The organism is Microlunatus elymi, from assembly GCF_007362775.1.
Classification (GTDB): domain Bacteria; phylum Actinomycetota; class Actinomycetes; order Propionibacteriales; family Propionibacteriaceae; genus Microlunatus; species Microlunatus elymi.
In genome coordinates this window covers 3,962,195-3,988,951 of sequence record NZ_CP041692.1, presented here as the reverse complement: position 1 = coordinate 3,988,951, position 26,757 = coordinate 3,962,195, and the positions used below count along the sequence as shown (strand labels likewise).

General features: G+C 67.7%; 27 protein-coding genes. 21 read left to right on the top strand and 6 right to left on the bottom strand.

Annotated features, from left to right (window positions below; translation table 11 throughout):
* Nucleotides 1-247 precede the first annotated feature (247 nt).
* Entirely contained in the window at nucleotides 248-1,243 is a 996-nt protein-coding gene (locus FOE78_RS17950) for a TerC family protein (RefSeq protein ID WP_143987502.1), read from the top strand.
* Nucleotides 1,244-1,298: 55 nt separating this feature from the next.
* Entirely contained in the window at nucleotides 1,299-2,633 is a 1,335-nt protein-coding gene (locus FOE78_RS17945; protein WP_168207575.1) for an MFS transporter, read from the top strand.
* A 31-nt stretch (nucleotides 2,634-2,664) separates the two neighbouring features.
* On the opposite strand, the gene FOE78_RS17940 is transcribed toward FOE78_RS17945, so the two are convergent.
* Nucleotides 2,665-4,155, bottom strand: coding sequence for an MFS transporter (locus FOE78_RS17940; protein WP_168207574.1), 1,491 nt, complete (start codon nucleotides 4,153-4,155; stop codon nucleotides 2,665-2,667).
* Nucleotides 4,156-4,404: 249 nt separating this feature from the next.
* Here FOE78_RS17940 and FOE78_RS17935 point away from each other — a divergent pair, with 249 nt between their 5' ends.
* On the top strand, nucleotides 4,405-4,920 hold the full coding sequence (locus tag FOE78_RS17935; protein ID WP_266094983.1) for a TetR/AcrR family transcriptional regulator: 516 nt from the start codon (nucleotides 4,405-4,407) through the stop codon (nucleotides 4,918-4,920).
* Nucleotides 4,921-4,926: 6 nt separating this feature from the next.
* Here the strand turns inward: FOE78_RS17935 and FOE78_RS17930 are convergent, their stop codons facing one another.
* Together FOE78_RS17930 and FOE78_RS17925 are read right to left on the bottom strand one after the other, a co-directional pair.
* Entirely contained in the window at nucleotides 4,927-5,586 is a 660-nt protein-coding gene (locus tag FOE78_RS17930; RefSeq protein WP_143987498.1) for an MBL fold metallo-hydrolase, read from the bottom strand.
* Nucleotides 5,587-5,607: 21 nt separating this feature from the next.
* Complete coding sequence (locus tag FOE78_RS17925; RefSeq protein ID WP_143987497.1) at nucleotides 5,608-6,375, bottom strand: maleylpyruvate isomerase family mycothiol-dependent enzyme; 768 nt, start codon at nucleotides 6,373-6,375, stop codon at nucleotides 5,608-5,610.
* 106 nt (nucleotides 6,376-6,481) lie between these two features.
* Here FOE78_RS17925 and uvrA point away from each other — a divergent pair, with 106 nt between their 5' ends.
* The 3 genes from uvrA to FOE78_RS17910 all read left to right on the top strand — a co-directional run bounded on the left by uvrA (nucleotide 6,482) and on the right by FOE78_RS17910 (nucleotide 11,262).
* On the top strand, nucleotides 6,482-9,568 hold the full coding sequence (uvrA, locus tag FOE78_RS17920) for an excinuclease ABC subunit UvrA (RefSeq protein WP_143987496.1): 3,087 nt from the start codon (nucleotides 6,482-6,484) through the stop codon (nucleotides 9,566-9,568).
* A 68-nt stretch (nucleotides 9,569-9,636) separates the two neighbouring features.
* Nucleotides 9,637-10,107 carry a Rieske (2Fe-2S) protein gene (locus FOE78_RS17915; RefSeq protein WP_228265876.1) on the top strand — a complete coding sequence of 157 codons (471 nt, stop codon included), beginning with the start codon at nucleotides 9,637-9,639 and terminating at the stop codon, nucleotides 10,105-10,107.
* Nucleotides 10,108-10,362: 255 nt separating this feature from the next.
* Nucleotides 10,363-11,262, top strand: a complete 900-nt coding sequence (locus tag FOE78_RS17910; protein WP_168207573.1) for an ArsR/SmtB family transcription factor — start codon at nucleotides 10,363-10,365, stop codon at nucleotides 11,260-11,262.
* A 17-nt stretch (nucleotides 11,263-11,279) separates the two neighbouring features.
* On the opposite strand, the gene FOE78_RS17905 is transcribed toward FOE78_RS17910, so the two are convergent.
* Nucleotides 11,280-11,933: a bifunctional 4-hydroxy-2-oxoglutarate aldolase/2-dehydro-3-deoxy-phosphogluconate aldolase gene (locus FOE78_RS17905; RefSeq protein ID WP_143987494.1), complete on the bottom strand. Its 654-nt coding sequence runs from the start codon at nucleotides 11,931-11,933 to the stop codon at nucleotides 11,280-11,282.
* Between the two features lie 86 nt (nucleotides 11,934-12,019).
* On the opposite strand from FOE78_RS17905, the gene FOE78_RS17900 reads away from it, so the two are divergent.
* Entirely contained in the window at nucleotides 12,020-12,652 is a 633-nt protein-coding gene (locus FOE78_RS17900) for an NAD(P)H-dependent oxidoreductase (protein ID WP_143987493.1), read from the top strand.
* Nucleotides 12,653-12,665: 13 nt separating this feature from the next.
* Here the strand turns inward: FOE78_RS17900 and FOE78_RS17895 are convergent, their stop codons facing one another.
* Nucleotides 12,666-13,328 (bottom strand): TetR/AcrR family transcriptional regulator, encoded by a 663-nt coding sequence (locus FOE78_RS17895; protein WP_210414654.1) that lies wholly within the window; start codon nucleotides 13,326-13,328, stop codon nucleotides 12,666-12,668.
* A 118-nt stretch (nucleotides 13,329-13,446) separates the two neighbouring features.
* On the opposite strand from FOE78_RS17895, the gene FOE78_RS17890 reads away from it, so the two are divergent.
* The 12 genes from FOE78_RS17890 (at nucleotide 13,447) to FOE78_RS17835 (ending at nucleotide 24,523) form a co-directional block, all read left to right on the top strand.
* Nucleotides 13,447-14,130, top strand: a complete 684-nt coding sequence (locus FOE78_RS17890; protein ID WP_143987492.1) for an SDR family NAD(P)-dependent oxidoreductase — start codon at nucleotides 13,447-13,449, stop codon at nucleotides 14,128-14,130.
* Between the two features lie 74 nt (nucleotides 14,131-14,204).
* Nucleotides 14,205-16,190, top strand: a complete 1,986-nt coding sequence (gene uvrC, locus FOE78_RS17885) for an excinuclease ABC subunit UvrC (RefSeq protein WP_143987491.1) — start codon at nucleotides 14,205-14,207, stop codon at nucleotides 16,188-16,190.
* Nucleotides 16,187-16,882, top strand: a complete 696-nt coding sequence (locus FOE78_RS17880; protein ID WP_143987490.1) for a pentapeptide repeat-containing protein — start codon at nucleotides 16,187-16,189, stop codon at nucleotides 16,880-16,882. Before uvrC ends, FOE78_RS17880 begins: the two co-directional genes overlap by 4 nt.
* Nucleotides 16,883-16,986: 104 nt before the next feature.
* On the top strand, nucleotides 16,987-17,811 hold the full coding sequence (rapZ, locus tag FOE78_RS17875) for an RNase adapter RapZ (RefSeq protein ID WP_266095040.1): 825 nt from the start codon (nucleotides 16,987-16,989) through the stop codon (nucleotides 17,809-17,811).
* 20 nt (nucleotides 17,812-17,831) lie between these two features.
* The gene (locus tag FOE78_RS17870) at nucleotides 17,832-18,794 is read left to right on the top strand and encodes a gluconeogenesis factor YvcK family protein (protein ID WP_143988907.1); all 963 of its coding nucleotides are present in this window, start codon (nucleotides 17,832-17,834) and stop codon (nucleotides 18,792-18,794) included.
* 79 nt (nucleotides 18,795-18,873) lie between these two features.
* On the top strand, nucleotides 18,874-19,359 hold the full coding sequence (locus FOE78_RS17865; RefSeq protein ID WP_143987489.1) for a hypothetical protein: 486 nt from the start codon (nucleotides 18,874-18,876) through the stop codon (nucleotides 19,357-19,359).
* A 46-nt stretch (nucleotides 19,360-19,405) separates the two neighbouring features.
* Entirely contained in the window at nucleotides 19,406-20,392 is a 987-nt protein-coding gene (whiA, locus tag FOE78_RS17860; RefSeq protein WP_143987488.1) for a DNA-binding protein WhiA, read from the top strand.
* A 211-nt stretch (nucleotides 20,393-20,603) separates the two neighbouring features.
* Entirely contained in the window at nucleotides 20,604-21,608 is a 1,005-nt protein-coding gene (gene gap, locus FOE78_RS17855; RefSeq protein ID WP_143987487.1) for a type I glyceraldehyde-3-phosphate dehydrogenase, read from the top strand.
* A gap of 130 nt (nucleotides 21,609-21,738) precedes the next feature.
* Nucleotides 21,739-22,926, top strand: a complete 1,188-nt coding sequence (locus FOE78_RS17850; RefSeq protein ID WP_143987486.1) for a phosphoglycerate kinase — start codon at nucleotides 21,739-21,741, stop codon at nucleotides 22,924-22,926.
* A 59-nt stretch (nucleotides 22,927-22,985) separates the two neighbouring features.
* Nucleotides 22,986-23,777 (top strand): triose-phosphate isomerase, encoded by a 792-nt coding sequence (gene tpiA, locus FOE78_RS17845; protein WP_228265875.1) that lies wholly within the window; start codon nucleotides 22,986-22,988, stop codon nucleotides 23,775-23,777.
* 73 nt (nucleotides 23,778-23,850) lie between these two features.
* Nucleotides 23,851-24,084 carry a preprotein translocase subunit SecG gene (gene secG / locus FOE78_RS17840; RefSeq protein ID WP_210415042.1) on the top strand — a complete coding sequence of 78 codons (234 nt, stop codon included), beginning with the start codon at nucleotides 23,851-23,853 and terminating at the stop codon, nucleotides 24,082-24,084.
* Nucleotides 24,085-24,214: 130 nt separating this feature from the next.
* Complete coding sequence (locus tag FOE78_RS17835; protein WP_266095039.1) at nucleotides 24,215-24,523, top strand: RNA polymerase-binding protein RbpA; 309 nt, start codon at nucleotides 24,215-24,217, stop codon at nucleotides 24,521-24,523.
* A gap of 15 nt (nucleotides 24,524-24,538) precedes the next feature.
* Here FOE78_RS17835 and FOE78_RS17830 read toward each other — a convergent pair whose 3' ends face one another.
* Nucleotides 24,539-25,096: a DinB family protein gene (locus tag FOE78_RS17830; protein WP_143987484.1), complete on the bottom strand. Its 558-nt coding sequence runs from the start codon at nucleotides 25,094-25,096 to the stop codon at nucleotides 24,539-24,541.
* A gap of 103 nt (nucleotides 25,097-25,199) precedes the next feature.
* Here FOE78_RS17830 and FOE78_RS17825 point away from each other — a divergent pair, with 103 nt between their 5' ends.
* The gene (locus FOE78_RS17825; protein ID WP_143987483.1) at nucleotides 25,200-26,153 is read left to right on the top strand and encodes a helix-turn-helix transcriptional regulator; all 954 of its coding nucleotides are present in this window, start codon (nucleotides 25,200-25,202) and stop codon (nucleotides 26,151-26,153) included.
* A 50-nt stretch (nucleotides 26,154-26,203) separates the two neighbouring features.
* On the top strand, nucleotides 26,204-26,749 hold the full coding sequence (locus FOE78_RS17820) for a hypothetical protein (protein WP_143987482.1): 546 nt from the start codon (nucleotides 26,204-26,206) through the stop codon (nucleotides 26,747-26,749).
* Nucleotides 26,750-26,757: the final 8 nt, after the last annotated feature.

Genomic DNA, 26,757 nt, shown 5'->3' with positions numbered 1-26,757 from the left:
CGACGGTGCGCGTGAACTCAGGATTTCCCCCGGCCGTACCCGGGATGGAAGAATGGTCCGCGGAGGGGAGTATTCCTTTCGCGACGGCATCGTCACCACGGATCACCCCGGGGGAACCCGGATCACGCCCGGTGCCGTCGGCCGATCCCCGTACGGCTCGTACGGAAGCCCGTACGGGCCATCGATCGGCGGAAGAGACCTCTGAGACACGCACATCCGCTCTCAGAGATCTCGGAGGAAACCCGAGTTGGACGTTCACATCTACACCTGGGTCATCACCGTTGCGGTGATGGTCCTGATCCTCGGCTTCGACGTCTTCATCATTGGCCGCCGCCCGCACGAACCGTCGATGAAGGAAGCCGGTCTGGCGATCGGCGTCTTCGTCGGGCTGGCGGTGCTCTTCGGCCTCGGCGTCTGGATGGTCTCCGGCGGCAACTACGCCGGTCAGTTCTTCGCCGGCTGGCTCACCGAATACAGCCTGTCCATCGACAACCTCTTCATCTTCGTGATCATCATGACGAAGATGAAGGTGCCCCGGCAGTATCAGCAGTTCGCGCTGATGATCGGCATTCTGCTTGCCCTGCTCTTCCGCGGCATCTTCATCGCGCTCGGCGCCGGCCTGATCAGTCTGTTCAACTGGATCTTCTTCATCTTCGGCGCGTTCCTGATCTACACCGCGGTCAAGCTCTACCTCGACTACCGCAAGGACGATCACGACGAGGAGGCGCCGGACAATCCGCTGATGCGGCTGGTCAAGCGCCGGGTGCCGTCGACCGAAGAGTTCCACGGTACGAAGCTGACCGTGCGCGAGCAGGGCAAGCGGCTGATCACCCCGATGCTCTTCGTGATCATCGCTCTCGGCAGCACCGACCTGCTGTTCGCGCTCGATTCGATCCCGGCGATCTACGGGCTGACCCAGGAGCCCTACCTGGTCTTCACCGCGAACGTCTTTGCCCTGATGGGATTGCGGCAGCTGTACTTCCTGATCGGCGGGCTGCTCAAGCGGCTGGTCTACCTGTCCGTCGGGCTGTCGATCATCCTCGCCTTCATCGGCGTCAAGCTGGTCTTCCACGCGATGCACGAGTACCACCTGGACGAGAAGCTGCACATCCCGTTCTCGCTGGAGATCCCGATCTGGCTGTCGCTGTCGGTGATCATCGTGGTGCTCGCGGTCACCACCATCGCCAGCCTGGTCAAGTCCAAGCAGGACAGCGATTCCGAGCCGGTCCGGCCCGCCGGCTGAACCATCGGGCGTCGCTTTGGTCGGCGCCGACCGGGGTGCGATGATTCTCGGTGAGATGACGAAGATGGGGGACGACGCGCCGTTCGGCGCGGAGCTGGGCACCGGGCTCAAGGCGTACGGGCGACTTCTGCGATACCGGCCGGCGGCGATCCCGTTCCTGACCGCCGTGGTGGGGCGGCTGGCCATCGCGATGGCCCCACTGGGCCTGCTGTTGCTGGTCGAATCCGAACGCGGTGCCTACGGTGTCGCAGGAGTGGTGACCGGAGCCTTCGCGGTCGGTTGTGCCATCGGCACTCCGCTGTGGGGCAGGTTGATGGATCGGCTCGGTCAGATCCGTACCCTGCTGCCGACCTCGCTGGTGTCCGCACTGTTCCTGACCGTCGACGCGGTGGCCACGGTCGCCGGCGCGCCGTTGCCGGTGCTGATCGTGCTGGCCGGACTGGCCGGTTTCGCGTTCCCGCCGCTCAGCCCGGCGATCCGCTCGGCCTGGCGGGTGATCTTCCCCAATCCGGCCTCGCGGCGGGTCGCGTTCGCGCTGGACGCGACCGCGGTCGAGTTGCTGTTCGTGCTCGGACCGCTGCTGCTCTCGTTGCTGCTGGCATTGACCTCGCCGATGGTGCCGGTGCTGGTGGCGGCCGGTTGCATGGCGGTCGGCGGCGTCGGCTACTGCCGGACCTCGGCGGCGCGGCGGTCTCGTCCGGGCATCCACCCGCCGACGGTGCTCGGCCATCCCGGTGTGCGGCATCACCGTTCGGCGATCACGGTGCCCGGAGTGGCCGCGGTGCTGGTGGTGATGCTGGCGTTGAGTACGGGGTTTGGCCAGTTGGACACCTCGATGGCTGGCACCGCCGGCGAGCTGCTCGGCGGCACCGACCGGGTCGGCATCCTGTTCATGGCGATCGCCGGCGGCAGCTCCGTCGGAGGTCTGATCTTCGGCTCCCGCAACTGGCCGATCTCCGAACGCCGCGCACTGATGCTGACCACCGGCGGGTTCGCGACGCTGTTGGTCGCGATCGCGCTCCTGGTCGGCACCGGCCGGCCGTCGCTGTGGCTGCTGTTGCCGTTGCTGTTCTGCACCGGGCTGACCATCGCGCCGAGTTTGATCATGATGCAGGGGTTGGTCGACCACCTGACGCCGACCAACCGGCTGAACGAGGCACAGTCGATGCTGTCCTCGGTCAATCAGGTCGGCGCCGCCGTCGGGACCGCGCTGGCCGGGATGCTGATCGACGCTCACGGTGTCGGCTGGTCGTTCGGCGGTGCCGCGCTCGCGGTCGCCATCTGTTGTGTGGCCAGCGTCGGCAGCCAGCGGCACTGGGGCCGGTCGATGTCGGCGGCCCACCCGATCACACCGCCGGCGGCCGAACCGGCGGCCGAGAGCGCCTGCTGATCCTGTCGGCCGTCCGACAGGAGGATGTTGATCAACCCTGATCGGCCTCGACCTTGATCAACTTCTCGTCCGCCCGCTGCTGGTGTCCGCCGACCAGTCGCGGCACCAGCAGGGCGGCGACGACGGCGACCACCGCTGCGGCGCACGCAGCCCAGAACATCGCCGAGGTTCCGGCCGCGGTCGCCTGGGCGATCAGCTGTTGCAGTTGATCCGGCAGGCCGTGCACCTGGGCGGGCGTCAGCGCGGCCGGATCGGTCCTACCGGCGGCCGCGCCGTGGTCGGTCAGGTGGCCGGCGAGGGTGCCGGTGAACAACGAGCCGAGCGCACCGACGCCGATCGATCCGCCGATCGTCCGCAGGAACATGGCCGATCCGGTGGCCGCGCCGACCTCGCCTGCCGGCGACGCGTTCTGGATCAGCACCAGGGGTGTCTGGAAGAGCATGCCGAGTCCGACCCCGACCAGTGCCATGTAGGCGCCGGTCAACCAGCTGGACGTGCCGGTGTCCATCGTCGCCAGCAGCCCACACGCCACTGCCAGCACAGAAGTACCGATGATCAGGGCGGGACGGAAGCGCCCCGGTTGGGTGGTGAACAGGCCCGTGATCATGGACACCGCAATGGCCGACAGCAGCATCGGCAACAGCAACAGGCCGCTGTTGGAGGCGGACTGTCCCTGCACCAGTTGGAGGAAGATCGGCAGGTAGTTCATCGCAGCCATCATGATCGCGCCGGTGCTCAGGAACATGATCACCATGCTGACCAGCACGGCGCGGTTGCCGAACAGTTGTGGCGGCATCACCGGATGTGCGGTTCGGCGCTCGATGATCAGCAACGCCAACAGGGCGAGCAGTCCGACGACGGCGGCGCCGATCACCTGCGGCGAGTCCCAGGCGTACTGGTGTCCGCCCCAGGTCATCGCCAGCACGATGGCCGTGCTGGCGATGGACAGCGCGGTCAGGCCGCCGATGTCGACTCGTCCACCCGTTCTGCGGCTGGGCAGCTTCAGCAGGATCGCCACGCCGATCACGGCAATGGTGACCAGCGGGAGGTTGAGGAGAAAGATCCATCGCCAGCCGAGATGTTCGGTGACCAGCCCGCCGATCCACGGACCGATGATCATGGAAATCGGCGCGACCGCGCCCATCACGCTCTGATAGCGGGATCGCTTGTCCGGCGGTGCGACGTCTGCGATCACCGCCATCAGGGTGGTCAGGACCATCCCGCCGCCGAGCCCTTGGATTGCTCGAGCGGTGATCAGCCACGCCATCGAGCCGGCCAGTCCCGCGGCCGCCGAACCCGCGAGGAAGATCAACAGCGCGGTGAGCAGGGTCGTCTTGCGGCCGAACATGTCGCCGATCCGACCGGCCGTGATCGTGCCGACGGCCATGGTGAGCAGGTAGGTGGTGGCGATCCACGCGATCTGGCCGAATCCGCCCAGCTCACCGGCGATGGTCGGCGCCGCCGTGGCGGCGACCAGCCCATCCAGTTGGAGCGGAACCAGAGCGAGGATCAGGCTGATCATGATCAATCCGAGGTGCGGTCCGGAACGTGTCCGGGGGCTCGGCGTCCGCGGTGGTGCAACGGTCATCTCATCACTCCGTAGCTTACTTGTCGTACGGCTAGGAAACTTGCCGTACGACAGGTAAACAGTTTGCTAGCCGGGCGTCAAGTAGGATTCCTGAGGGGAGCAGAAGAATCGTTTCGGAGCGAGAGCGAGGTCCGGATGCCGAGGAAGCCGTCACAGACCAGGTCGGAGATTCTGACCACCGCGATGAGATTGTTCATCGAGCAGGGCTACGACAAGACCTCGCTGCGGGAGATCGCCGAGCAGGTCGGGGTGACCAAGGCCGCGCTGTACTACCACTTCCGGACCAAGGACGACATCGTCCGGGTGGCGTTCGCCGGTTACTGGGAGCAGATCGGGGCGATTCTCGACTGGTACCCGGAGCAGCCTGCAGGGATGGCTCGGTTGGAGGGTTTCGTCGACAGGATCCAGCAGCTCTTCGACAGCGACGCCGCGCTGGTGATGCGGTTCGGTCAGGCCAACCCGACGGTGATGGCGCGGGAAGGTGCCGACATGGACTTCACCGACCTGGTGCCGAGACTGGTCACCCTTCTCGCCGGTGACCGCCCGTCGGCCGAGGACGCCCTGAGGCCGCCGTTGGCGTTCGGTGCGTTGCTGATGGCCTCGGTGGAGGACAACCCGCTGTCGTTGCGGGGTAGCCAGGCAGTGAGAAGCAGAGCGGCCCGCAAGCTCGCGCTGGAGTTGCTGGCCCCGCTGGCCTGAGCTGCCTCACCAGCCTCGGTTTCGCCACTCCTCCAGGTGCGGACGTTCCCGGCCGACCGTGGTGTCGTCGCCGTGTCCGGGATGGATCACCGTGTCGTCGTCGTAGATGTTGAAGATCTTGTTCTCCACGTCGGCCAGCAGCGACCGGAAGTCCTCGGGTGTACGAGTTGCGCCGACTCCCCCGGGGAACAGCCCGTCACCGGTGAACAGGTGGGTGACGTCGCCGCGGTAGATGATCACGATCGAGCCCGGAGTGTGGCCGACCAACCCGATGATCTCCACGTACTCGTCGGCCAGCTTGAGCTGGTCGCCGTCCCACAGACCCTGTACGTCGTCGACGTCGGCATCGCGCTGGATCGCTTGCAGGTCAGGGGTTCCGGCGTACAGATCCGGATGCCACCGGTTGGCCAGCACCGCCAGCGCCTGCCAATGATCTTGGTGCCGGTGGGTGGTGATGATCATCTCCGGTGGGTGCTCACCGGCCATCGCGACGAGTCGGTCGGCGTCGTTCGCGGCGTCGATCAGCAGGGTCTCGCCGGACCGGACCTGGAGCAGATAGCTGTTGTTGTCCATCGGTCCGACCGACATCTTGATCATGGTCATCGCGGCGGACAGACCCTGCACGAGTGGATGCCCGCCCGGCTCCACGTGTCCCAACCCTGGCATCACTCTCACCTCACCGGACGTTCACCCGAAGGACGGCAGATCGTCGACGGCACCGGTCAACCCGTCCGTCCCGGACCGCTGAGTAAGCCAACCCAGCAACAGATTCGCCGGCCCCCGTACCGCCAACGGGTCATGATCAACATCGCCGATCGTGATCACCGCACCGGAGTCGGTGATCAACTTCAGCGACGGGTAGCCCGGCCGATGCGACTGCCGGAACGCGGCCCAGGCCAAGGCCGCTTCGGCCGCAGCCTGATCGAGGTCGGCGACCCCGACGCCGAGATCAAGATCAAGATGGTGGACGAGCACCTCGCACAGCCGCCCGTTCGGCAGCAACGTGGCGGCCGCCGTGCTGCCGTCGCGGAACCGTACCGTCCGGTCCCAGGCGTCGGCCTCGGCCAGCTTCTCCAGCTGCTCTTCCAGCCGGCCGGCACTGGTGTCCAGATCGGTCTGGATCTCCAGGCCGGTCCGATCCGCGCCGGCATCGATCTCGGCATCGCGGTTGTTCGGATACATCTCCTGCTCGACGCCGGTCAGCGCCCAGTCTGCGAGCCGATAGATCGCGTCGGCGTGCCGGGCGATGTGGGTGGCCACCTGGGCGCGGCTCCAGCCCGGCAGCTTCGACGGCGCCTTCCAGTCGGGGTCGGAAACCGCGATGGTGTCGCCGAGCAGCCGCCGATGGGCGCCGGCCAGCAGCGATCGAACGTCGGTCTCGCCGCCTACTGCGTCGTCGGCGGCCTCGGCGGCGTGCCGTGGTGCGGGCTGGTCTGGGGTTGGCCGCTCACTCATGCCACCAACCTAATGCCGGCAGTCGAGCAGGCAATCGGCCGGTCCTCAGCCCCGATCCGGCCGCCGGCAGACGCGGAAAGATGTTCTGTCGGAGGCTCGCCCTAGCATGGCCGTCGTGACTGATCGACTCATCATCCGCGGTGCCCGCGAGCATAATCTGCGCGACGTCTCGCTGGACCTACCCCGAGACGCGATGATCGTGTTCACCGGGCTCTCCGGGTCCGGCAAGTCCAGCCTCGCCTTCGACACCATCTTCGCCGAGGGGCAGCGGCGCTACGTCGAGTCGCTGTCCGCCTACGCCCGGCAGTTCCTCGGACAGATGGACAAACCGGACGTGGACTTCATCGAGGGCCTGTCGCCGGCGGTGTCGATCGACCAGAAGTCGACCAACCGCAACCCGAGGTCCACCGTCGGCACCATCACCGAGGTGTACGACTACCTTCGCCTGCTCTACGCCCGGGCAGGTCACCCGCACTGTCCGATCTGTGGCGAGCCGATCAGCCGGCAGTCGCCACAGCAGATCGTGGACCGGCTGCTCGGACTGGAGGACGGCACCCGGTTCCAGGTGTTGGCGCCCGTCGTGCGTGGGCGCAAGGGGGAGTATGTCGACCTGTTCCGGCAGTTGGCGACCGGCGGCTTCAGCCGGATCCGGGTGGACGGCGAGCTGCACCAACTGACCGATCCGCCGACCCTGGACAAGCAGAAGAAGCACAACATCGACGTGATCGTCGACCGGTTGGCCGCCAAACCGTCGGCCAAGCAGCGGCTGACCGATTCGGTGGAGACCGCGTTGGCGCTGGCCCCCGGGGTGGTGTCGGTCGACTTCGTCGATCTCGACCCCAAGGACCCGGATCGGGAGCGGCGCTACTCGGAGAAGATGGCCTGCCCCAACGACCACGACATCTCGGTCGAGGAGTTGGAGCCGCGGCAGTTCTCCTTCAACGCCCCGTGGGGGGCCTGCCCGGAGTGTTCCGGCATCGGCACCAAGATGGAGGTCGATCCGGAGCTGGTGGTGCCGGATCCGGACAAGAGCCTGGACGAGGGTGCGATCGCGCCGTGGACCGGGATGCACGTGGCCGACTACTTCGGCCGGTTGATCGAGGCGTTGGCCAAGGACGCGAAGTTCAGCACCAGTGCGCCGTGGAGCGAGCTACCCGCGCGGGCCAAGAAGCTGCTGTTGTACGGGGTGGACGGGCAGGTCCACGTCAGCTACAAGAACCGCTACGGTCGCGAGCGGTCCTACAACGCCAAGTTCGAGGGCGTCGTCTCCTATGTCGAGCGGCGGCATGCCGAGGCCGAGACCGACACCTCCCGGGAGCGGTTCGCCGGCTACATGCGCGAGGTGCCGTGTTCGGTCTGTGGCGGTGCCCGGCTGAAGCCGACGTCGCTGGCGGTCACCATCGGCGGGAAGAACATCGCCGAGGTGTCGGCGATGGCGATCGACAAGGCGGCCGAGTTCCTGGCCGCACTCAGGCTGAGCAAGCGGGAGAAGCAGATCGCCGAGCGAGTGCTGAAGGAGATCAATGAGCGGCTGAAGTTCCTGCTGGACGTGGGCCTGGACTACCTGTCCTTGGATCGTCCCACCGGCAGCCTGTCCGGCGGCGAGGCACAGCGGATCCGGTTGGCCACTCAGATCGGCTCCGGTCTGGCCGGCGTGCTGTATGTGTTGGACGAGCCGTCGATCGGTCTGCATCAACGTGACAACCGCCGGTTGATCGACACCCTGATCCGGCTCCGCGACATCGGCAACACCCTGATCGTGGTGGAGCACGACGAGGACACCATCCGTGCCGCCGACTGGGCGGTCGACATCGGCCCGGGTGCGGGGGAGCATGGCGGTCACGTGGTGGTCTCCGGTCCGGTCGAGGATCTGCTGAAGTGCGAGAAGTCGCTGACCGGCGCCTACCTGTCGGGCCGGCGGGAGATCCCGTTGCCGCGGCATCGCCGAGCCCAGGACGGTCGGGCGGTCACGGTTCGCGGCGCGACCGAGCACAACCTGCAGGACATCGACGTGTCCTTCCCGCTCGGCCAGCTGATCGCGGTCACCGGGGTGTCGGGATCGGGCAAGTCGACGCTGGTGAACAGCATTCTCTACACCGCACTGGCCAAGCGGATCTACAACGCCCGGACGGTGCCGGGCAAGCACCGGACGATCACCGGCGCGGACGAGATCGACAAGATCATCCACGTCGACCAGTCGCCGATCGGGCGGACGCCGCGGTCCAACCCGGCCACGTACACGGGCGTCTTCGATCACATGCGCAAGCTGTTCGCCGAAACGCCGGAGGCCAAGGTGCGCGGCTACCAGCCGGGCCGCTTCTCCTTCAACGTCAAGGGCGGCCGCTGTGAGAACTGCATGGGCGACGGCACGATCAAGATCGAGATGAACTTCCTGCCCGACGTGTACGTGCCCTGCGAGGTCTGCCACGGCGCCCGTTACAACCGCGAAACCCTCGAAGTCCACTACAAGGGCAAGACGATCTCCGAGATCCTGGACATGCCGATCGAGGAAGCCGCCGAGTTCTTCGCCGCGATCCCGGCGATCCACCGGCATCTGCGGACGCTGAACGAGGTCGGCCTGGGCTATGTCCGGCTCGGCCAGCCGGCACCGACTCTGTCCGGCGGCGAAGCGCAGCGGGTCAAGCTCGCCAGCGAGCTGCAGAAGCGGTCCACCGGGCGGACACTGTACGTGCTGGACGAGCCGACCACCGGCCTGCACTTCGAGGACATCCGCAAGCTGCTCGGCGTGCTCGGGCGGTTGGTCGACGCCGGCAACACGGTGGTGGTGATCGAGCACAACCTGGACGTGATCAAGACCGCGGACTGGCTGATCGACATGGGTCCCGAGGGAGGTTCCCGAGGGGGCACCGTGATCGCCGAGGGAACACCGGAGCAGATCGCCCGGACCCCTGAGTCGTACACCGGGCAGTTCCTGAAGGAGATTCTGCACGGCCGCGAGGTGCCGATCGGCCCCGACCAGCCGGAATTGGTCGCGGCCACGGCGTCGCGGCGCCCGGTCGCCACCAAGGCGGTGGCCAAGCCGTCGGTCCGCAAGCGGACGCCGGCCAAGAAGACCACGTCGACGAATGCCACGACGGCCAAGACCACGACGGCGAAGAAGGAGACGGCCAAGAAGACCAGCGCCAAGAAGACGAGTGCCAGGCGGACGCCAGGACGAAAGAGCGGCGGCTGAGAGAGCTGAGGACGTGAACCTCCGAGGGCCATGCTGCGTTCACCTTGGTGATTGAACGATCAGTTAGCGTGTCCGCAGCACACACCCTGGAGGTCAACAGCATGGTCGAGGCGTTCCTCAAGTCGTCCAAACCCGGATCCCGTCGAGACCTGTTCCGGTCCCTCGGCCTGATCGCCTTGGGTGGTGGCGGCGCGGCCGTGCTGGGCGCCTGCTCCGGCGGAGCTGGTGGTGCGGCTTCCGGTGCATCGTCGGCCGCGCCGATGACGATTGCGAAATCCGACGTCCCGTCCGGCAGCGGCGTGATCAAGGGGGCGTACGTGGTGACCCAGCCCAGCTCCGGCGATTTCAAGGCGTTCAGCAGCACCTGCACCCACCAGGGCTGTCCGGTCAGCCAGATCCAGGGCACAACGATCACTTGTAACTGCCACGGCAGCCAGTTCTCGATCAAGGACGGATCGGTTCTCCGCGGCCCGGCCGACAAGCCGTTGAACCCCGCCAAGGTGACTGCCGACGGAAATCAACTCGACGTCTCCGCCTGACGCGAGTGCCGGTCGATTGATCACGGAATAACTGACTGATCAGCCAAATCCCACCGCTGGATTGATCAATGCGCCGACGGGTACGACTTGCGGTGGATTATTGCGCGAATTACGAATTCACTGTGTTCTTCTGACCGGATTTCCAGCAGAATGTCGCGGGTCGATCAAGGTCGCTGCGATTGAGGCATTGTGCTCAGAATTCAGTTCACCCCGGAGGACCTGACCCGTGTCCGGGTGTGTCAGGCGATGGATCCGATGTGGGAACTGATCGGGAGCGTCCAACTGCTCCAGTTGAACGCTGCCCAACGGCCGGTCGGCTACGAGAGCTGGGTGCGGCGCTGGCGGGTCGGCCGGAAGCAGCCGGCCGTCCGCAACGCCGCCGGCGTGCTGGCAGCCATCGCGCCGAGGAGCGCTTACTTTCCCGACTTCCTCACTCCCGATCAGCCGACCGGCGGCTTCGAGGACGAGGTGGACACCGTACTGTCCACCCCGCTGCCTCGGCTGCGATCCGAGATCGGACAGTTGGACGCCAGACGCCCGTGGCTGAGCGGCATGGCGAAGGGCGACACCACGGTCTTGACCAGATTCGGTGACGTGCTGCGGGGCTATTACCGGGCGCTGGTCGAACCGGACCGTACCGCGATCGAGACCGCGATCGGAACCCATCGGGCCGACGTGATGCAGACGATGATGCAAGGCGGCGTGGAGGCTGTGCTGGACACGTTGTTCGCGGGCGGCCGTTGGCGATCGCCGTGGCTGGAGAGTGCCTATCCGGTCGAGCGGACGGTCGAACTGAAGGGGCGCGGACTGCTGCTGGTGCCGTCGTTCTTCTGCTTCCGGATGCCGGTCATGCTGGCCGACGATTCGCTCGATCCGGTGCTGGTCTATCCGATCGAGCATGCCGTCGGCGAGGCAGGCTCGGACGGCATCGCCGAGTTGATCGGTAGCACGCGGGCGGCCGTCCTGAGCTCCATCGCCGACGGGGCAAGCACCAGTGAGGTGGCGGCTCGGGTCGGCATCTCACTGGCGACCGCGAGTCACCACACCACGATCTTGCGGCAGGCGGGCCTGGTTACGTCGATCCGTCGCGCGAACAGCGTGGTCCACAGTCCCTCGAGCCTGGGCTACGCGTTGCTAGGTGCCGGCCCCGGCTGACGCCGGACGGATCGAGATCAGCTGCGGGCGGCGGCCAGTGCTTCACTGAATCGGGTGGCCTTGTCGGTGATCAGCTGCCAGTTCTGATCTTCCATGTCGGCGGCGCTGCACAACTCGCTGCCGGCGCCGACCGCGAACGCGCCGGCCGCCAGCCAATCGGCGAGGTTGTCGACCGATACGCCCCCGGTCGGCATCAGCGGCACGTCAGGGAAGGGCCCGCGCAGCGCCCTCAGATAGCTCGGCCCGACCAGTGACCCCGGGAAGATCTTCACCGCGTTCACGCCGAGCTCCATGGCCGACATCACCTCGGTCGGCGTGACGGCTCCGCTCATCGTGGGCAGGCCGGTGTCGACCATCGCGGTCACGATCGACGGTGAGGTGCCCGGGCTGACCAGGAAGGCAGCGCCGGCGGCCGCCGCCTCGTTGACCTGCGGTTCCCGGGTCAGGGTGCCGGCGCCGACGATGGCCTCCGGGAATTCCTGCGCGATCCGGGCGATGGCGGCCGCCGGGCTCGGCGTGCTGTAGGTGACCTCGATGGCCGTCACACCCCCGGCGATCACCGCTTCCGCTGCGGCCACGGCAGCCTCCGACGACGGCGCTCGCAGCACGGCGATCACGCCGGCCTGGCCGATGGCATGCAACCTCTGGGGGATGTGCGGCAGAACAGTCATGACCTCACGACCTGTCGGAGAGCGGAGCGCCCGGGGCGCGGTGACGTCAAGATCGTACCGAGATCGACTCGATTACTCTGACCCGCGTGAACGTGCTTTCGCCGGTGATGATCGTGGTCGCGCATCCGCGCGCCGGCAGTCTTGATCTTGAACTGGCCGACCGGGTGCGTACGGTGCTGGCCCAGACCGGCGTCCGGCAGACCAGCCACGACCTCTACGCCGAGTCGTTCGATCCGGTGCTGACCGAGCCGGAGGCCATCGCCGGCGAGGTCTGGACCCGCGGCACCAGTTCGGATCAGGTACGTGATCTTGCTCCGTCGCCGGATCCGCTGGTACGGCGGCACCGGCAGGAGCTGGCCGAGGCTCAGGCACTGGTGGTGATCCATCCGGACTGGTGGGGCAAACCGCCGGCCATCGTCGCCGGTTGGCTGGACCGGGTGCTGTTGGCCGACGAACAGGCGTCCGCGACACCGAAGCCCGCGCCCAACCTGCGGCGGGTACTGGTGATCAACACCTCCGATCAGTCGCTCGATCGGCGGGACGCGCAGACCGATTCGCTCGGTGTGCTCTGGCGTGATCAGATCGGGCCGTTCCTGGGCTCACCCGAACTCGAGCGGCTCACCTTCCGCGAGGTCTCGAAGGCCGACGAGGAGCAGCACCGGCGTTGGGACAACGCCGTTCAGCGGGCCACCGCCTGGGTCTGCGGCGCCGCCCGCTAGGCCGCTACCCGGATCATGGGCGCGACTGCATTGCTTGAGCTACCTGATCTGGAGTCATCGCCGGCACCGGCAACCGGTGCGCGGCCGCCGCTCTGAGCCCGTCCAGCTGCAGGCCGACGTAGCGCCGCCAGGCCGTCGGGGCGATGTCCGCGGTGGCGGCGATCACCCGCGAGGTGGCCCAGATCAGGAAGGCCAGGTCCTCGACGGTGAAGTCCTTCCGCAGCGTCCCGGCCAGCTGAGCCCGTTTGATCAACTCGCCGGCCCGGGCGAAGCCGCGGTCGCAGGCCTCGGTCAGCAGCGCGGCGTCCGGGTAGCGCAAGGTCATCGCGTCGTTCAGCCCGCGGTCGGTGGCCTGGAGCTCGAACACCTGCAACAGGAATCCGCTGAAGCCAAGCCAGCTGTCCTCGTCGGCAAGCGCCGCGTCGGCGGCGGCCGCAAGATCTGCGATCCGGTCCGGGTAGATCGCGTCCAGCAGTTGTTCGCGGGTGCGGAAGTGGTTGTAGAGCGTGCCGATGCTGACCTGCGCGCGACGGGCGATCGCCTCCAGTGGCGCGTCCACACCGCGCTCGGCGAAGACGGCAGCGGCCGCGTCCACCAGCTTGGTCCGGTTCGCCACCGCGTCCCGGCGTCTGGCCACGCCGGCTTGGGCAGCTGGCCCGGTCGTCACGTTCGTCACCCGGCCCACCGTACTGGTTCGGAGCGTCGGCCGAGCCGACCGGAATCAGATCTTGAGGTCAACCTCAATTTCGCCTAAATTGGCCATACTTGAGTAGCGCCTCAACTTAATCGGATCGATGGGAGCGGACGGAGTCGCCGTGGTGTCCCGGTCGGACGCGCGGCACCCGGCCTACCTGGAGCAGTTGGTCGCCGAAGGGGTGACGGCGACCGCCGAGGTGGCCGACGTCCTGGACGGCGAGCAACTGAACGCGGCACTGGCCCGAATCCAGGATCGTCTCGGTCCGATCGAGGTGCTCTACTTCGGTCCGGCGGCGATGGATCCGGCGAGCTTGCCGGTGCCGATCGTGCAGGTCACCGGCGCCGCCGTACGGGACGGGTTCGCGCTGGTGCCCGCCGCGGCCGACGCGGTGGCTGCGGTACTGCCCGGGATGCTGGAACGTGGCCGCGGGACGATCCTGCTGCCGACCGGCCTGAGCGCGATCCGGCCGATGCCCGAGCTCGGCAATCTGGCGATCACCTCGGCCGCCCTCCGCAGCTACGCGCTGACCCTGAACGCCGCGGTCGCCGACCAAGGCGTCTTCGTCGGGTCGCTGGTGATCGGCGGCGGCATCCGCGGCGGCGACATCCACACCGCGATGACCGCCCGGTCGGACCAGTTCGCCGGCACCGACATCGACGCCGAGGCTCTGGCCCGGCTGTCGCTGGATCCGGACGAGATTGCCGATCGGGTCTATGACCTGTCCGAGCAGCGGACCGAACCGGAGCGGATCTTCTCCGTCATCGCCGAGCTGTCAGCATAAGGACGCGCGATAGCGACCTCTGCCGCTGACAACTCCGATGTTCGAGTGTCCGTAGTGCCTCCTAGGCTGTCGCCGTGGCAGATCCGCAGAGTTATCGTCCGCGTCCGGGGTCGATCCCGGACCAGCCGGGGGTCTATCGGTTCAGCGACGATCACGGCCGGGTCATCTACGTCGGCAAGGCGAAGAGTCTGCGGTCCCGGCTGAATTCGTACTTCGCCGACCCCAGGGGGCTGCACCCGAGGACGTACGCGATGGTGCACACCGCCGCCAAGGTGCAGTGGACGGTGGTGCAGAGCGAGGTCGAATCGCTGGCCCTGGAGTATTCCTGGATCAAGGAGTACGACCCGCGGTTCAACATCAAATACCGCGACGACAAGTCCTATCCCTGGCTGGCGGTGACCTGGTCGGAGGAGTTCCCGCGGGTGCACGTCGGCCGCGGCGCCAAGCGCAAGGGCAACCGCTACTTCGGCCCGTACGGTCATGCCTGGGCGATTCGCGAGACGGTCGATCTGCTGCTGCGGGTGTTCCCGATGCGGTCCTGCTCGCAGGGGGTTTTCCGCAACGCGCAGCAGGTCGGCCGGCCCTGCCTGCTCGGCTACATCGGCAAGTGTTCGGCGCCTTGTGTCGGCCGGATCAGCGCCGATGACCATCGCGACATCGTCGAGGACTTCTGCAAGTTCATGGCCGGTCAGACCGCACCGGTCGAACGACGGCTGAAGCGCCAGATGCAACAGGCCAGTGACGATCTCGAGTTCGAGAAGGCCGCCCGGCTCCGCGACGATCTCGGTGCACTGCATCGGGCGATGGAGAAGAACGCGATCGCCTTCCGCGACGGCACCGACGCCGACGTGATCGCGCTGGCCGAGGATCCGCTGGAGGTCGCCGTGCAGATCTTCCACGTCCGCGGTGGGCGCGTCCGCGGAGAGCGCGGCTGGGTGGCCGACCGGGCCGACGAGGGCGACACCGGCGAGTTGGTGGAGCAGTTCCTGCTGCAGCTCTACTCCGAGGCCGACACCTCCGATCCGGATCAGCAGGCCATCCCCCGGGAGATTCTGGTGCCGGCGCTGCCACCGAGCCAGCAGTCGCTGACCGAGCTGCTGGGTGAGATCCGCGGCAGCAAGGTCGACATCCGAGTCCCGCAGCGCGGCGACAAGCGGGTGTTGATGGACACCGTGGCGAAGAACGCCCGGGAGGCGCTGGTCCGGCACAAGACGGTCCGGGCTCAGGACCTGTCCACCCGCAACCGTGCGCTGGAGGAGATCCAGACTGCGCTGGAGCTGCCGGCGCCGCCGCTGCGGATCGAGTGCTACGACATCTCCAACCTGCAGGGCACCGAGGTGGTCGCCTCGATGGTCGTCTTCGAGGACGGCCTGCCGCGCAAGAGCGAGTATCGGCGGTTCGTGATCAAGGGGTTCGAGGGACAGAACGACGTCGCCGCGATGCACGAGGTGATCACCCGCCGATTCAGGCGGCTGCTGGACGAGCAGGCGTCGATGCAGGCGCCCGGGGACGCGGCGACGGGGGAGGGTCCGTTGCTGGTCGACCCGACCACCGGCGCGCCGAAGAAGTTCGCCTACGCCCCGGCGCTGGTGGTGGTCGACGGCGGGCCGCCGCAGGTCGCCGCAGCGGATGCAGCGATGAACGAGCTCGGCATCACCGATGTCGCCCTGTGCGGCCTGGCCAAGCGGTTGGAGGAGGTGTGGCTGCCGGACGAGGAGGATCCGCTGATCCTGCCGCGGACTTCGGAAGGGCTCTACCTGCTGCAACGCGTCCGGGACGAGGCGCACCGCTTCGCCATCACCCATCACCGGTCCCGGCGCAGCAAGTCGATGGTGGAGTCGGTGCTGGATCAGGTTCCCGGCCTGGGTGAGGTACGGCGCAAGGCCCTGCTCTCGCACTTCGGCTCGTTGAAGAAACTGCGCGAGGCCCGAGTCGAGGACATCGCCGCGGTGCCCGGCTTCGGTGACCGGACGGCGACCGCGGTGAAGGCGGCCCTGGATCAGCGACCCAACGGCGAGGTGATCAACACCGCCACCGGCGAGATCCTCGACGGTTCATGATCAACAACTCCGTCGACGCGGGCCCGGATCGGGCACCGCGACCGCCGCTGGCACCGCGTACCGGCAAGGCCAGACCGGCCGCGGACGCGCCCACCGGCGGCGACGACCTGATCATGAACGCGATCGCGCTGGCCGGAGTTGATCTTGCTGCACTGGAGTCGGACTACGCCGAGGCCTCCGGGTCGCGCTTCGCCGACGTCACCCTGGCCTCGTCCAACTGGCGGCACGCCGCCTTCGCCGACTGCAGCTTCTCCGGCTGCGACCTGGCCAACGCGGAGTTCGTCGAGTCCGGCTGGCAGCGGGTCGAGGTGCGGCACAGCCGGATGCTCGGGCTGCAAGCATCCGGCTGCAGTTGGAAGAACGTGGTCATCGCCGACACCATGATCAACTTGGCGAATCTGCGTTTCCTGCAAGCCGAACGGGTCCGGTTCGAGAACTGTGTGCTGGCCGGCACGGACTTCGGCTCCAGCAGACTCGTCGACGTCGTCTTTGCCGATTGCGATCTGACCGAGGCGGAGTTCAGCAACGCATCGCTCTCCCGGGTCCGGTTCGAACGCTGCCGGCTGGTCCGGATCGGCGGCGTCGCCGGTCTGGCCGGCGCGACCGTCGACCGGGCCGATCTGTTGGAGTTGGCCGAGACACTTGCCGCCGCACTCGGCATCGGGGTCGACGACGGATCGACGCAGCCGTGAATAATGGCCGCGTGAGCAGCGCAACGACCGACCAGGCCGGCTCCACCGACGCCGACAAGACCTCCGCAGACAAGGACGACTTCCGGGTGGTGATCGTCACCGGGATGTCCGGGGCGGGTCGGAGCACCGCGGCCAACGCGCTGGAGGACATCGGCTGGTACGTGGTGGACAACCTGCCGCCGAGCCTGCTGCTGGAGTTCTGCACGCTGGCCCGGCAGGCCCGTCAGACCCGGTTGGCCGTCGTCCTGGACGTGCGCACCCGATCGTTCTTCGAGCAACTGCCGAACATGTTCGCCGATCTGGGTAACGCCGGCATCCAGCCCGAGATCGTCTACCTGGAGGCCGGCGACGACGTGATCGTCCGCCGCCAGGAGTCGGCCCGCCGCCCGCACCCGTTGCAGGGCAACGGCCGGCTGATGGACGGCATCACCGCCGAACGGACCAGCCTGGCCACCCTGCGTGCGGCCGCGGACCTGGTGATCGACACCTCGTCGCTGAACGTCCATCAGCTCAGTACCCGGATCAATCACGCCTTCGGCGGCCTCGGTCAAGATCAACTGCGGATGACCGTGGTCTCGTTCGGCTTCAAGAACGGCATCCCGATCGACGCCGACCTGGTCTTCGACGTCAGGTTCCTGCCCAACCCGCACTGGATTCCGGCGCTCCGTCCGCTCACCGGTCTGAGTCGCGAGGTCAGCTCGTACGTGTTGGAGCAGCCGGGTGCCGAGGAGTTCATCTCCCAGTTGCAGGAGATGATCAAGGTGATCGGGGCCGGCTACATCCGCGAGGGCAAACGGTTCGCCACGCTGGCGATCGGCTGCACCGGCGGCAAGCATCGCAGCACCGCCATCGCCGAGGAGTTCGCCCGGCGGCTGCGGGAGGCCGGCGTGGCCACCAACGTGCTGCATCGTGATCTTGGTCGGGAGTGATCTTGACCGGCACTGACGGGATGGCCGAGGAAGTCAGCCTCGGTCGGCTACCGGCGGTGGTGGCCTTCGGCGGCGGCCACGGACTGGCCTCCAGCCTGACCGCGCTGCGTCGGATCACCGACCGGCTCACCGCGATCGTCACGGTGGCCGACGACGGCGGCTCGTCCGGTCGGCTGCGCGACGAGCTGGACTGCCTGCCGCCCGGCGACCTGCGGATGGCGCTGGCGGCGCTGTGCGGTGACGACGAGTCCGGCCGGACCTGGGCCGAGGTGCTGCAGTATCGCTTTCCCGGCGACGGCAGCCTGGGCGGGCACGCGATCGGCAACCTGCTGATCGCCGGTCTGTGGCAGCGGCTCGGCGGCGACCCGGTGGCCGGCCTGGACATGGTGGCGCGACTGCTCGACGCCAAGGGTCGGGTGCTGCCGATGTCGGCGGTACCGCTGCAGATCGAGGCCGACGTGGTCGGGCTCGACGCCGCCGCACCCGACGAGGTCAGCACCGTACGAGGTCAGGCGCAGGTCGCCAAGACCATGGCCGAGGTCCGGGCCGTTCGGCTGAACCCGGCCGATCCGCCGGCCTCGGCGCAGGCGGTGCGCGCGGTCGGCGACGCCGACTGGCTCGTCCTCGGTCCCGGCTCCTGGTTCACCTCGGTGATCCCGCACCTGCTGGTGCCGGAGTTGGCCCGGGCGATCGTGGACACGGGAGCCCGCCGGATCCTCACCATGAACGTGCAGTCCGACGCCGAGACCAAGGGCGCGTCGGCGGCCAGGCACCTGGAGCTGCTGGCCGAACACGCACCGAAGCTGCGGCTGGACGTGGTGATCGCGGATCGAAGCTTCGCCCGCGACGATCCGCACCTGGAGACGTACGCCCGATCGCTCGGTGCCGAGTTGGTGCTCGCCGACGTCGCCCACCGCGACGGCAGCCCGCGGCACGACCCACTCCGGCTGGCGTCCGCCTACGCCGACATCATGGGCGTCTGAGGGACAGCACCCTCGATTAGGTTAGGGTCACCTAATCTGATCGCTCGACGAAGGCTGGTACCCACAAAGCTCGGCGAGGTTGGTCGCCGAGGTCGACGCCGCCTTCGCCGCGGTTCGGGCTCAGCATCCTGACTGGCAGCAGAAATCCGCGGCATGTGCCGAGTACTACGCACCCGACTTCGACGTGCTCGGCCGGTCGGCACCGCGGACGACCTTCCTGACCGGCGTGGGATTGCAGCTCCATCCCACCTTGGACGAACTCGCCGGAAAGGAATACTCGGCTGCGCTCAGCGCCGAGCGACTCGATCTGCTCGGGGAGCTCGATCTGGTGCACTGGTGCACTGACTCCGGCCAGTTGACGAAGCTGAAGAACGAACGGCTGGTGACCCGGCTCGACTCCACCGCGGCCGGCCGGGTGATCTGGTCCACCGGCGACAACCAGGATCATCTGCTCTGGGCGATGAACTTCGGCACCGTGCTGAGCTCCGCGTACGCGATCGAACACGGGGTGCCTTTGGTCGCGTCCGCGCTCGAGGGCCGGGACCCGGACGGGCAGCAGGGATGATCCGGGACGGCTCACCTGCTGCCGCTCGTTGTGAGATAGTGCCGCAATGGCTATGACGGCGCAGGTGAAGGCGGAACTCGCGACGATCAAGGTCAGCAAACCCAGCGTTCGCAAGGCCGAGGTCGCCGCGACTCTTCGGTTCGCCAGCGGCCTGCACATCGTCAGCGGCCGGATCGTGATCGAGGCCGAACTGGACACCGGCGCGGTGGCCCGCCGGCTGCGTACCGACATCGCCGAGGTGTTCGGCCACTCCAGCGATCTGGTGATCGTGAACAGCTCCGGCATCCGCCGCGGCACCCGCTACATCGTCCGGGTGATCAAGGACGGCGAGGCGCTGGCCCGGCAGACCGGCCTGATCGACAGCCACGGCCGGCCTGCCCGCGGGCTGCCGCCGCAGGTCGTCGGAGCCGGGCTGGAGGAGTGCGTGGCGGCCTGGCGGGGAGCGTTCCTGGCGCACGGATCGCTGACCGAGCCGGGACGGTCGATGGCGCTCGAGGTGACCTGCCCGGGACCGGAGGCGGCACTGGCGCTGGTCGGCGCGGCGCGGCGGATGAGCATCTCGGCCAAGTCCCGGGAGGTCCGTAACGTCGACCGGGTGGTGATCCGCGACGGCGACGCGATCGGCCAGTTGCTGACCCGGCTCGGCGCGCACGAATCCCTGCTGCAGTGGGAGGAACGGCGGATGCGGCGGGAGGTCCGCGCCTCGGCCAACCGGCTGGCAAATTTCGACGACGCCAATCTGCGTCGCTCCGCCCGCGCCGCGGTGGCCGCCGGCGCCCGGGTCGAGCGGGCGCTGGAGATCCTCGGCGAGGACGTCCCCGACCACCTCAAGGCCGCCGGCATGCTGCGGGTGGAGAACAAGCAGGCCAGCCTGGAAGAGCTCGGCCAGCTGCACAATCCGCCGCTGACCAAGGACGCGGTGGCCGGCCGGATCCGTCGGCTGCTGGCCACGGCGGACAAGCGGGCCGGTGAGCTCGGCATCCCGAACACCGAGGCCAGCCTGAGCCCGGAGATGCTGGAAGACCGCGACTGAGGCGGATCGCGACCGATCTTCCCTGACATTTGCACGCCGAAGACCAAAGTATGTCCAGACCAGTGTGCAAACCGGTTATAACCAGGATCGTGCAAGGGCGTTAGCCTGGGCACGCGTGGGCCCTTCGGGGCTGAGCGCATCACCGAAACGTGAACCCGATCTCCGTCCGCGTGGCGCGCGGCTGCGGAGAAGATCAGGAGAACTACCAGCCATGACCGTACGTGTTGGCATCAACGGCTTCGGCCGCATCGGACGCAACTTCTTCAGGGCCGCGCTGGCCTCGAACGCCGACATCGAGGTCGTCGCCTTCAACGATCTCGGTGACGACGACACCCAGGCCCACCTGCTCAAGTACGACTCGATCCTGGGTCGCTACCCCGGCAGCGTCGAGGTCGTCGACGGCGGCATCGCGGTCGACGGCAAGGTGATCAAGTCGTACGCCGAGAAGGATCCGGCCAAGCTGCCGTGGGGCGAGATCGGCGCCGACGTGGTGTTGGAGTCGACCGGCTTCTTCACCGACGCCACCAAGGCCAAGGCGCACATCGACGGCGGCGCCAAGAAGGTGATCATCTCCGCCCCGGCGAAGAACGAGGACTTCACCGTGGTGATGGGGGTCAACGACGGCGACTACGACCCGGCCAACCACACCGTGATCAGCAACGCCTCCTGCACCACCAACTGCCTGGCCCCGCTGGCCAAGGTGCTGGACGACGAGTTCGGCATCGTCAAGGGCCTGATGACCACCATCCACGCCTACACCCAGGACCAGAACCTGCAGGACGGTCCGCACAAGGATCTGCGCCGGGCCCGTGCCGCGGCGCTGAACATCGTGCCGACCTCGACCGGCGCCGCCAAGGCGATCGGCCTGGTGCTGCCGCAGTTGAAGGGCAAGCTGGACGGGTACGCGCTGCGGGTGCCGACCCCGACCGGTTCGGTCACCGACCTGACCGTCGAGGTCGGCCGGGAGACCAGCGTCGACGAGGTCAACGCCGCCTACCAGGCCGCCGCCGAGGGCCCGCTGAAGGGTCTGCTCACCTACAACACCGATCCGATTGTCAGCAAGGACATCGAGACCGACCCGTCCTCGTGCACCTTCGACGCGCCGCTGACCAAGGTGATCGGCAACCAGGTCAAGGTGATCGGCTGGTACGACAACGAGTGGGGCTACTCCAACCGGCTGGTCGACCTGGCCCTGCTGGTCGGCAAGTCGCTCTGATTCGACCGCACTTGCACCCCACTCCCGCACCAGTTGCCGCAGGCCGCACCTGCTGCAGCTGGTGCGGTGTGCTGTCACCGGTGCGGGAACGGTCGGGTCCGGCGGAAATGATCATGGCGAAAGGTGAATGATGAAGTCTGTTTCCGATCTTGGTGAGCTGCGCGGCAAGCGGGTGCTGATCCGCTGCGACCTGAACGTCCCGCTGGACGACGGCAGGATCACCGACGACGGCCGGATCCGAGCGTCGGTGCCGACGCTGACCCAGCTCCGCGAGGCCGGGGCCAAGATCATCGTGCTGGCCCATCTCGGCCGGCCGAAGGGTCAGGTCAAGCCGGAGTTCTCACTGGCCCCCGCGGCGAAGCGGCTGGGCGAGTTGCTCGGCACCGAGGTCAAGCTGGCCGGTGATGTGGTGGGCGAGTCCGCGACCGAAACCGTTGCCTCGTTGAACGACGGCGAGGTCGCGATGCTGGAGAACGTCCGGTTCGAGCCGGGCGAGGAGTCCAAGGACGAGGCCGAACGGGGCGCGTTGGCGGACAAGTACGCCGCGCTCGGCGATGTCTTCGTCTCCGACGGTTTCGGCGTCGTCCATCGCAAGCAGGCTTCGGTTTACGACCTTGCCGGCAAGCTGCCGAACGCCGCCGGCGGACTGGTCAAGGCCGAGGTCGAGGTGTTGCGACAGCTCACCGAGGAGCCGGCCGAACCGTACGTGGTGGTGCTCGGCGGTGCCAAGGTCAGCGACAAGCTGGCCGTGATCGACAACCTGCTGAAGACCGCCGACACGCTGGTGATCGGTGGCGGCATGTTGTTCACCTTCCTTGCTGCACAGGGATATGAGGTCGGCAAGAGCCTGCTGGAGCAAGATCAGGTCGAGGTGGTCAAGGGCTACCTGGAGCAGGCAGACAAGGTGGGCAAGAAGATTGTGCTGCCGACCGACGTGATCGTGGCGCCCGAGTTCAAGGCCGACGCGAAGCCGACCGTGGTCGGCGTCGACCAGATCCCTCAAGATCAACTCGGCCTGGACATCGGTCCGGAGTCGGCGGCCGCGTTCGCCGCGGTGATCAAGGACGCCAAGACCGTGTTCTGGAACGGACCGATGGGCGTGGCCGAATGGGCCGCGTTCGCCGGTGGCACCCGCGCGGTGGCCCAGGCGCTGACCGAGGTGGACGGCCTGTCGGTGGTCGGTGGTGGTGACTCCGCTGCCGCCGTTCGTGATCTTGGTTTCGCCGATGATCAGTTCGGACACATCTCCACCGGTGGCGGCGCCAGCCTGGAATACCTTGAGGGCAAGGAACTCCCGGGCCTGGCCGTTCTCGGCTGACGGCGGGCTGTGGTCACTAGAGTGTGCACACCGTCACCGCAGATCGGAAAGAGTGAGACATGCGCAAGCCGCTGATGGCCGGCAACTGGAAGATGAATCTGAACCACGTCGAGGCCGTCGGCCTGGTGCAGAAGCTGGCCTGGACGTTGGAGGACAAGAAACACGACCCGGAGAAGTCCGAGGTGGTGGTGCTGCCGCCGTTCACCGACCTGCGTACCGTTCAGACCCTGGTGGACGGCGACCGGCTGAAGCTCGGCTACGGCGCCCAGGACGTCTCGGCGCACAACGCCGGCGCGTACACCGGCGAGGTGTCGGCGGCGATGCTGCACAAGCTCGGCTGCGGGTACGTCCTGGTCGGCCATTCCGAACGCCGGCAGTATCACGGCGAGGACGACGCGCTGGTGAACACCAAGATCAAGAAGTTGCTGCGGTCGGGTATCACGCCGATTCTGTGTGTGGGTGAGGCTCGGCAGACCCGGGAGGCCGGCGAGCACGTCCAGCACACCACCGATCAACTGGCCGGTGCGCTGAAGGACCTCAACGCCGAGCAGGCATCCGGCATCGTCGTCGCCTACGAGCCGGTGTGGGCGATCGGCACCGGCCAGGTGGCGACGCCCGACGACGCGCAGGAGATGTCCGCGGCGATCCGAGCCAAGCTGGCCGAGCTGCATGATCAATCGGTGGCCGACGCCGTCCGGATCCTGTACGGAGGTTCGGTCAAGGCCGGCAACGTGGCCCAGATCATGGCCCAGCCTGACGTCGACGGCTGCCTGGTCGGCGGCGCGAGCCTGGTGGTGGAGGAGTTCGCCGCGATCGCACGGTTCTACGACCTGCCGGTGATCGACCTCTGAGAGATTCTGGTTGGCCGGATCGGTGAGTTAGGGTAACCGGGTGATTCTCGTGGTCCCGATGATGAGCGCACCGATGCTCGCGGTGTCGATCCTGCTGATCGTCACCAGTCTCGCCCTCGCCCTGTTCGTGCTGATGCACAAGGGCCGCGGTGGCGGCTTGTCCGACCTGTTCGGTGGCGGCGTCTCGTCCTCGATGGGCGGCGTCTCGGTGGCCGAGCGCAACCTGGACCGAATCACCATCATCGTCGCGCTGATCTGGCTGGCGAGCATCATCGGGCTCGGCCTGATGTACAAATTCGGGGTGTGACACTCACGGTCTGTCGTTGACCGGGGGACTGCTCACCGACGACCGTTCCAAGACATCGACGTGCGATAGGGGAAAGATCGTGGCTGGTGGGGGAAGCGCCATCCGAGGCAGCCGAGTCGGCGCCGGGCCGATGGGAGAGGCCGAACGTGGCGAGGCGGCTCCGCGACTGTACGTGTCCTACTTCTGCAGCAACGGGCACGAGACCCGGCCCGCGTTCGCCGCGGACGCGCAGGTGCCGGACAGCTGGGACTGCCCGCGCTGCGGGTTGCCGGCCAACCTGGACTCGTCCAACCCGCCGCCGCCGCCGAAGAACGAGCCGTACAAGACACACCTGGCCTACGTGAAGGAGCGCCGCAGCGACTCCGAGGCCGCCGAGATCCTGACCGAGGCGCTGACCGCGCTCCGCGATCGTCGCGCCCGCGGCGAGGTCATCTACTGAACGTCATCGACTGAACTAACCCATGCTCTTGGCGCCGTCCAGGGACTCCCGGATGATGTCGGCATGGCCGGCATGCTGGGCGGTCTCGGCGCAGATGTGCTGGAAGACCCGCCGCGCCGACCAATGGGTGTCCGTGTTCCACGGCGCCTTCGGCAACTCGATCAGGGTGTCCAGCGACGGCGCGTCCCGGAGCACTCGGTCGGTCTCCCGCGCCGCCTCGTCGTAGTCGGCCAGCACCCCGGCCAGCGTCTCGCCGTCGGACAGCCGGAACCCCTCGGCGTACTCGGCGAAGTCGTCCTCGGTCCACGTGGTGTAGTCAGAGACCTGCATCGCCTCGGCGCCCCGGACGGTGAACTGGGCCCAATTCCGCTCGACCTGGGTGACGTGCTTGATCAGCCCGCCGACGGTCAGCTCGCTGACGGTGCTCCGAGTGTTGGCCTGCTCGTCAGTCAGGTCGCGGGCGGTGAACCGCAGGAAGTGACGGGCATGGGCGAGGGCGGCCAGCAGGTCGGCTCGCTCCTGTGACAGTGCGGTGTCGGTGCTTCCCGTGCCGGTGCTCTCGGTGGCAGTCATGTCGATCCTTTCGATGGAACCTGCGCTGAAGATCTGGTGATGAGAACTACGTTAGGGTCGATAGCTGCCACTTTCTGTCCTGAATAGGAATCAGACTGTCGACATGGCGAACACCAGTTCTCGTACGCTCCGCCTGCTGTCGCTGCTGCAGACCCATCGCTACTGGTCCGGGGTCGAGCTGGCCGACCGGCTCGACGTCTCGGTCCGCACGCTCCGCCGCGACGTCGATCGGCTGCGCGAGCTCGGCTATCCGGTCCAGGCGGATCGCGGTATCGGCGGCGGCTACCAGCTGGCCCCCGGGGCGTCGCTGCCGCCGTTGGTGCTCGACGACGACGAGGCGGTGGCCCTTGCGGTCGGGTTGCAGTCGGCCGCGAACGGATCGCTGACCGGCATCGCCGAGGCTTCGGTCCGCGCCCTGGCCAAGGTGGTGCAGGTGATGCCGCGGGCCCTGCGCCGTCGGGTCGAGGCGGTCGGATCGGTGACCGTGGCGCCGCAGTGGGAGGCGATCCCGCAGACCGACCCGGACGTGCTGGTGCTGCTGGCCCAGGCCTGTCGCGACGACGAACGGATCCGCTTCGACTACGTCGCCCGCGGCGGTGCCAACAGCAGTCGGCGGGTCGACCCGGCCCGGCTGGTCCCGGTCGGGCATCGGTGGTATCTGGTCGGTTACGACCTCGATCGTGGCGACTGGAGAAGTTTTCGGCTGGACCGGATCAGCGATCCGGCCGCGACCGGGATCCGGTTCGGCCGCCGGGAGATGCCAGGCGGCGACGCAGCGGCCTTCGTCCAGGCCGGATTGAGTCGCAACACCGGTACGACGACGGTCCGGGCCGAGCTGCTGGCCGAGGCAGCGGTCGTACGCGACCTGATCGGCCGCTGGGCGACGGTCGAGCCGGCCGGGGCAGGCCGCTGCCGGGTCGAGCTGAGTGCCGAGTCGCCGGAGTGGGCGATCTTCGCCCTCGGCGTGTCCGGCGCCGAGGTGGTCAGCGCGGAACCTGCTGAATTCGCCGGTCAGATCGGCGATTGGGCCCGGCGTTTGGGAGCGCTGGGCGTTTGACGGCGCCGAACCGGGGGACTGTGAGGGAAGCCGACAGGAGTGGAGGCGTCATGAACACCACCGCCATCATCTGGATCATCGTCGTCGTGGTGGCGATCCTGATCATCATCGCGATCATCCTGGCCGCAACCCGTGGCCGCCGGGCCGCCAACCGCCGCCGGGCAGCCGAACTGCGGGAACAATCGGACCGGCAGGGGATCGGCGTCGAGCAGTCGGACGTGCAGGCCAGGATCGCCCGCGCGGACGCCCGCGGCGTGCGGGCGGAGGCCGAACAGCACGCCGCCGAGGCAGAACAGCACGCCGCGGAGGCGGACCGCAGAGCAGCGGAGGCAGAGCGCGCCGAGTCCGAGGCGGCTGCGAAGGAATCGGCGCTGAACCAGCGACGTGAGGAGTACGAGGAGACCCGCCGGGAGGCCGACCGGCTCGACCCGGATCGGAACGACGCGGATCGGAACGACGCGGATCAGCTCGATCGGGACCAGCCCAGGCAGGACGAGGAGGCGCCGCGGCATGCCGACGCATCGACCACGGAGCAGCGGAGTGCGGATCTATCGGACGAACCGCCCGAGACCGAACAGCGCTCCGACCGGCCTTGATCATCAGA

Excerpts from the sequence above, each read along its gene's own strand:
- FOE78_RS17825 (WP_143987483.1), top strand. The coding sequence starts at position 25,200 with ATGGCGAACACCAGTTCTCGTACGCTCCGCCTGCTGTCGCTGCTGCAG.
- FOE78_RS17850 (WP_143987486.1), top strand. The coding sequence starts at position 21,739 with ATGAAGTCTGTTTCCGATCTTGGTGAGCTGCGCGGCAAGCGGGTGCTG.
- FOE78_RS17935 (WP_266094983.1), top strand. The coding sequence starts at position 4,405 with ATGAGATTGTTCATCGAGCAGGGCTACGACAAGACCTCGCTGCGGGAG.
- FOE78_RS17930 (WP_143987498.1), bottom strand. The coding sequence starts at position 5,586 with ATGCCAGGGTTGGGACACGTGGAGCCGGGCGGGCATCCACTCGTGCAG.
- FOE78_RS17925 (WP_143987497.1), bottom strand. The coding sequence starts at position 6,375 with ATGAGTGAGCGGCCAACCCCAGACCAGCCCGCACCACGGCACGCCGCC.
- FOE78_RS17890 (WP_143987492.1), top strand. The coding sequence starts at position 13,447 with ATGGGAGCGGACGGAGTCGCCGTGGTGTCCCGGTCGGACGCGCGGCAC.
- FOE78_RS17880 (WP_143987490.1), top strand. The coding sequence starts at position 16,187 with ATGATCAACAACTCCGTCGACGCGGGCCCGGATCGGGCACCGCGACCG.
- FOE78_RS17830 (WP_143987484.1), bottom strand. The coding sequence starts at position 25,096 with ATGACTGCCACCGAGAGCACCGGCACGGGAAGCACCGACACCGCACTG.
- FOE78_RS17835 (WP_266095039.1), top strand. The coding sequence starts at position 24,215 with ATGGGAGAGGCCGAACGTGGCGAGGCGGCTCCGCGACTGTACGTGTCC.
- FOE78_RS17945 (WP_168207575.1), top strand. The coding sequence starts at position 1,299 with ATGACGAAGATGGGGGACGACGCGCCGTTCGGCGCGGAGCTGGGCACC.
- FOE78_RS17940 (WP_168207574.1), bottom strand. The coding sequence starts at position 4,155 with ATGATCAGCCTGATCCTCGCTCTGGTTCCGCTCCAACTGGATGGGCTG.
- gap (WP_143987487.1), top strand. The coding sequence starts at position 20,604 with ATGACCGTACGTGTTGGCATCAACGGCTTCGGCCGCATCGGACGCAAC.
- rapZ (WP_266095040.1), top strand. The coding sequence starts at position 16,987 with ATGTCCGGGGCGGGTCGGAGCACCGCGGCCAACGCGCTGGAGGACATC.
- FOE78_RS17870 (WP_143988907.1), top strand. The coding sequence starts at position 17,832 with ATGGCCGAGGAAGTCAGCCTCGGTCGGCTACCGGCGGTGGTGGCCTTC.
- FOE78_RS17820 (WP_143987482.1), top strand. The coding sequence starts at position 26,204 with ATGAACACCACCGCCATCATCTGGATCATCGTCGTCGTGGTGGCGATC.
- tpiA (WP_228265875.1), top strand. The coding sequence starts at position 22,986 with ATGCGCAAGCCGCTGATGGCCGGCAACTGGAAGATGAATCTGAACCAC.
- FOE78_RS17910 (WP_168207573.1), top strand. The coding sequence starts at position 10,363 with ATGTGGGAACTGATCGGGAGCGTCCAACTGCTCCAGTTGAACGCTGCC.
- FOE78_RS17905 (WP_143987494.1), bottom strand. The coding sequence starts at position 11,933 with ATGACTGTTCTGCCGCACATCCCCCAGAGGTTGCATGCCATCGGCCAG.
- whiA (WP_143987488.1), top strand. The coding sequence starts at position 19,406 with ATGGCTATGACGGCGCAGGTGAAGGCGGAACTCGCGACGATCAAGGTC.
- uvrA (WP_143987496.1), top strand. The coding sequence starts at position 6,482 with ATGGCCGTCGTGACTGATCGACTCATCATCCGCGGTGCCCGCGAGCAT.
- secG (WP_210415042.1), top strand. The coding sequence starts at position 23,851 with ATGCTCGCGGTGTCGATCCTGCTGATCGTCACCAGTCTCGCCCTCGCC.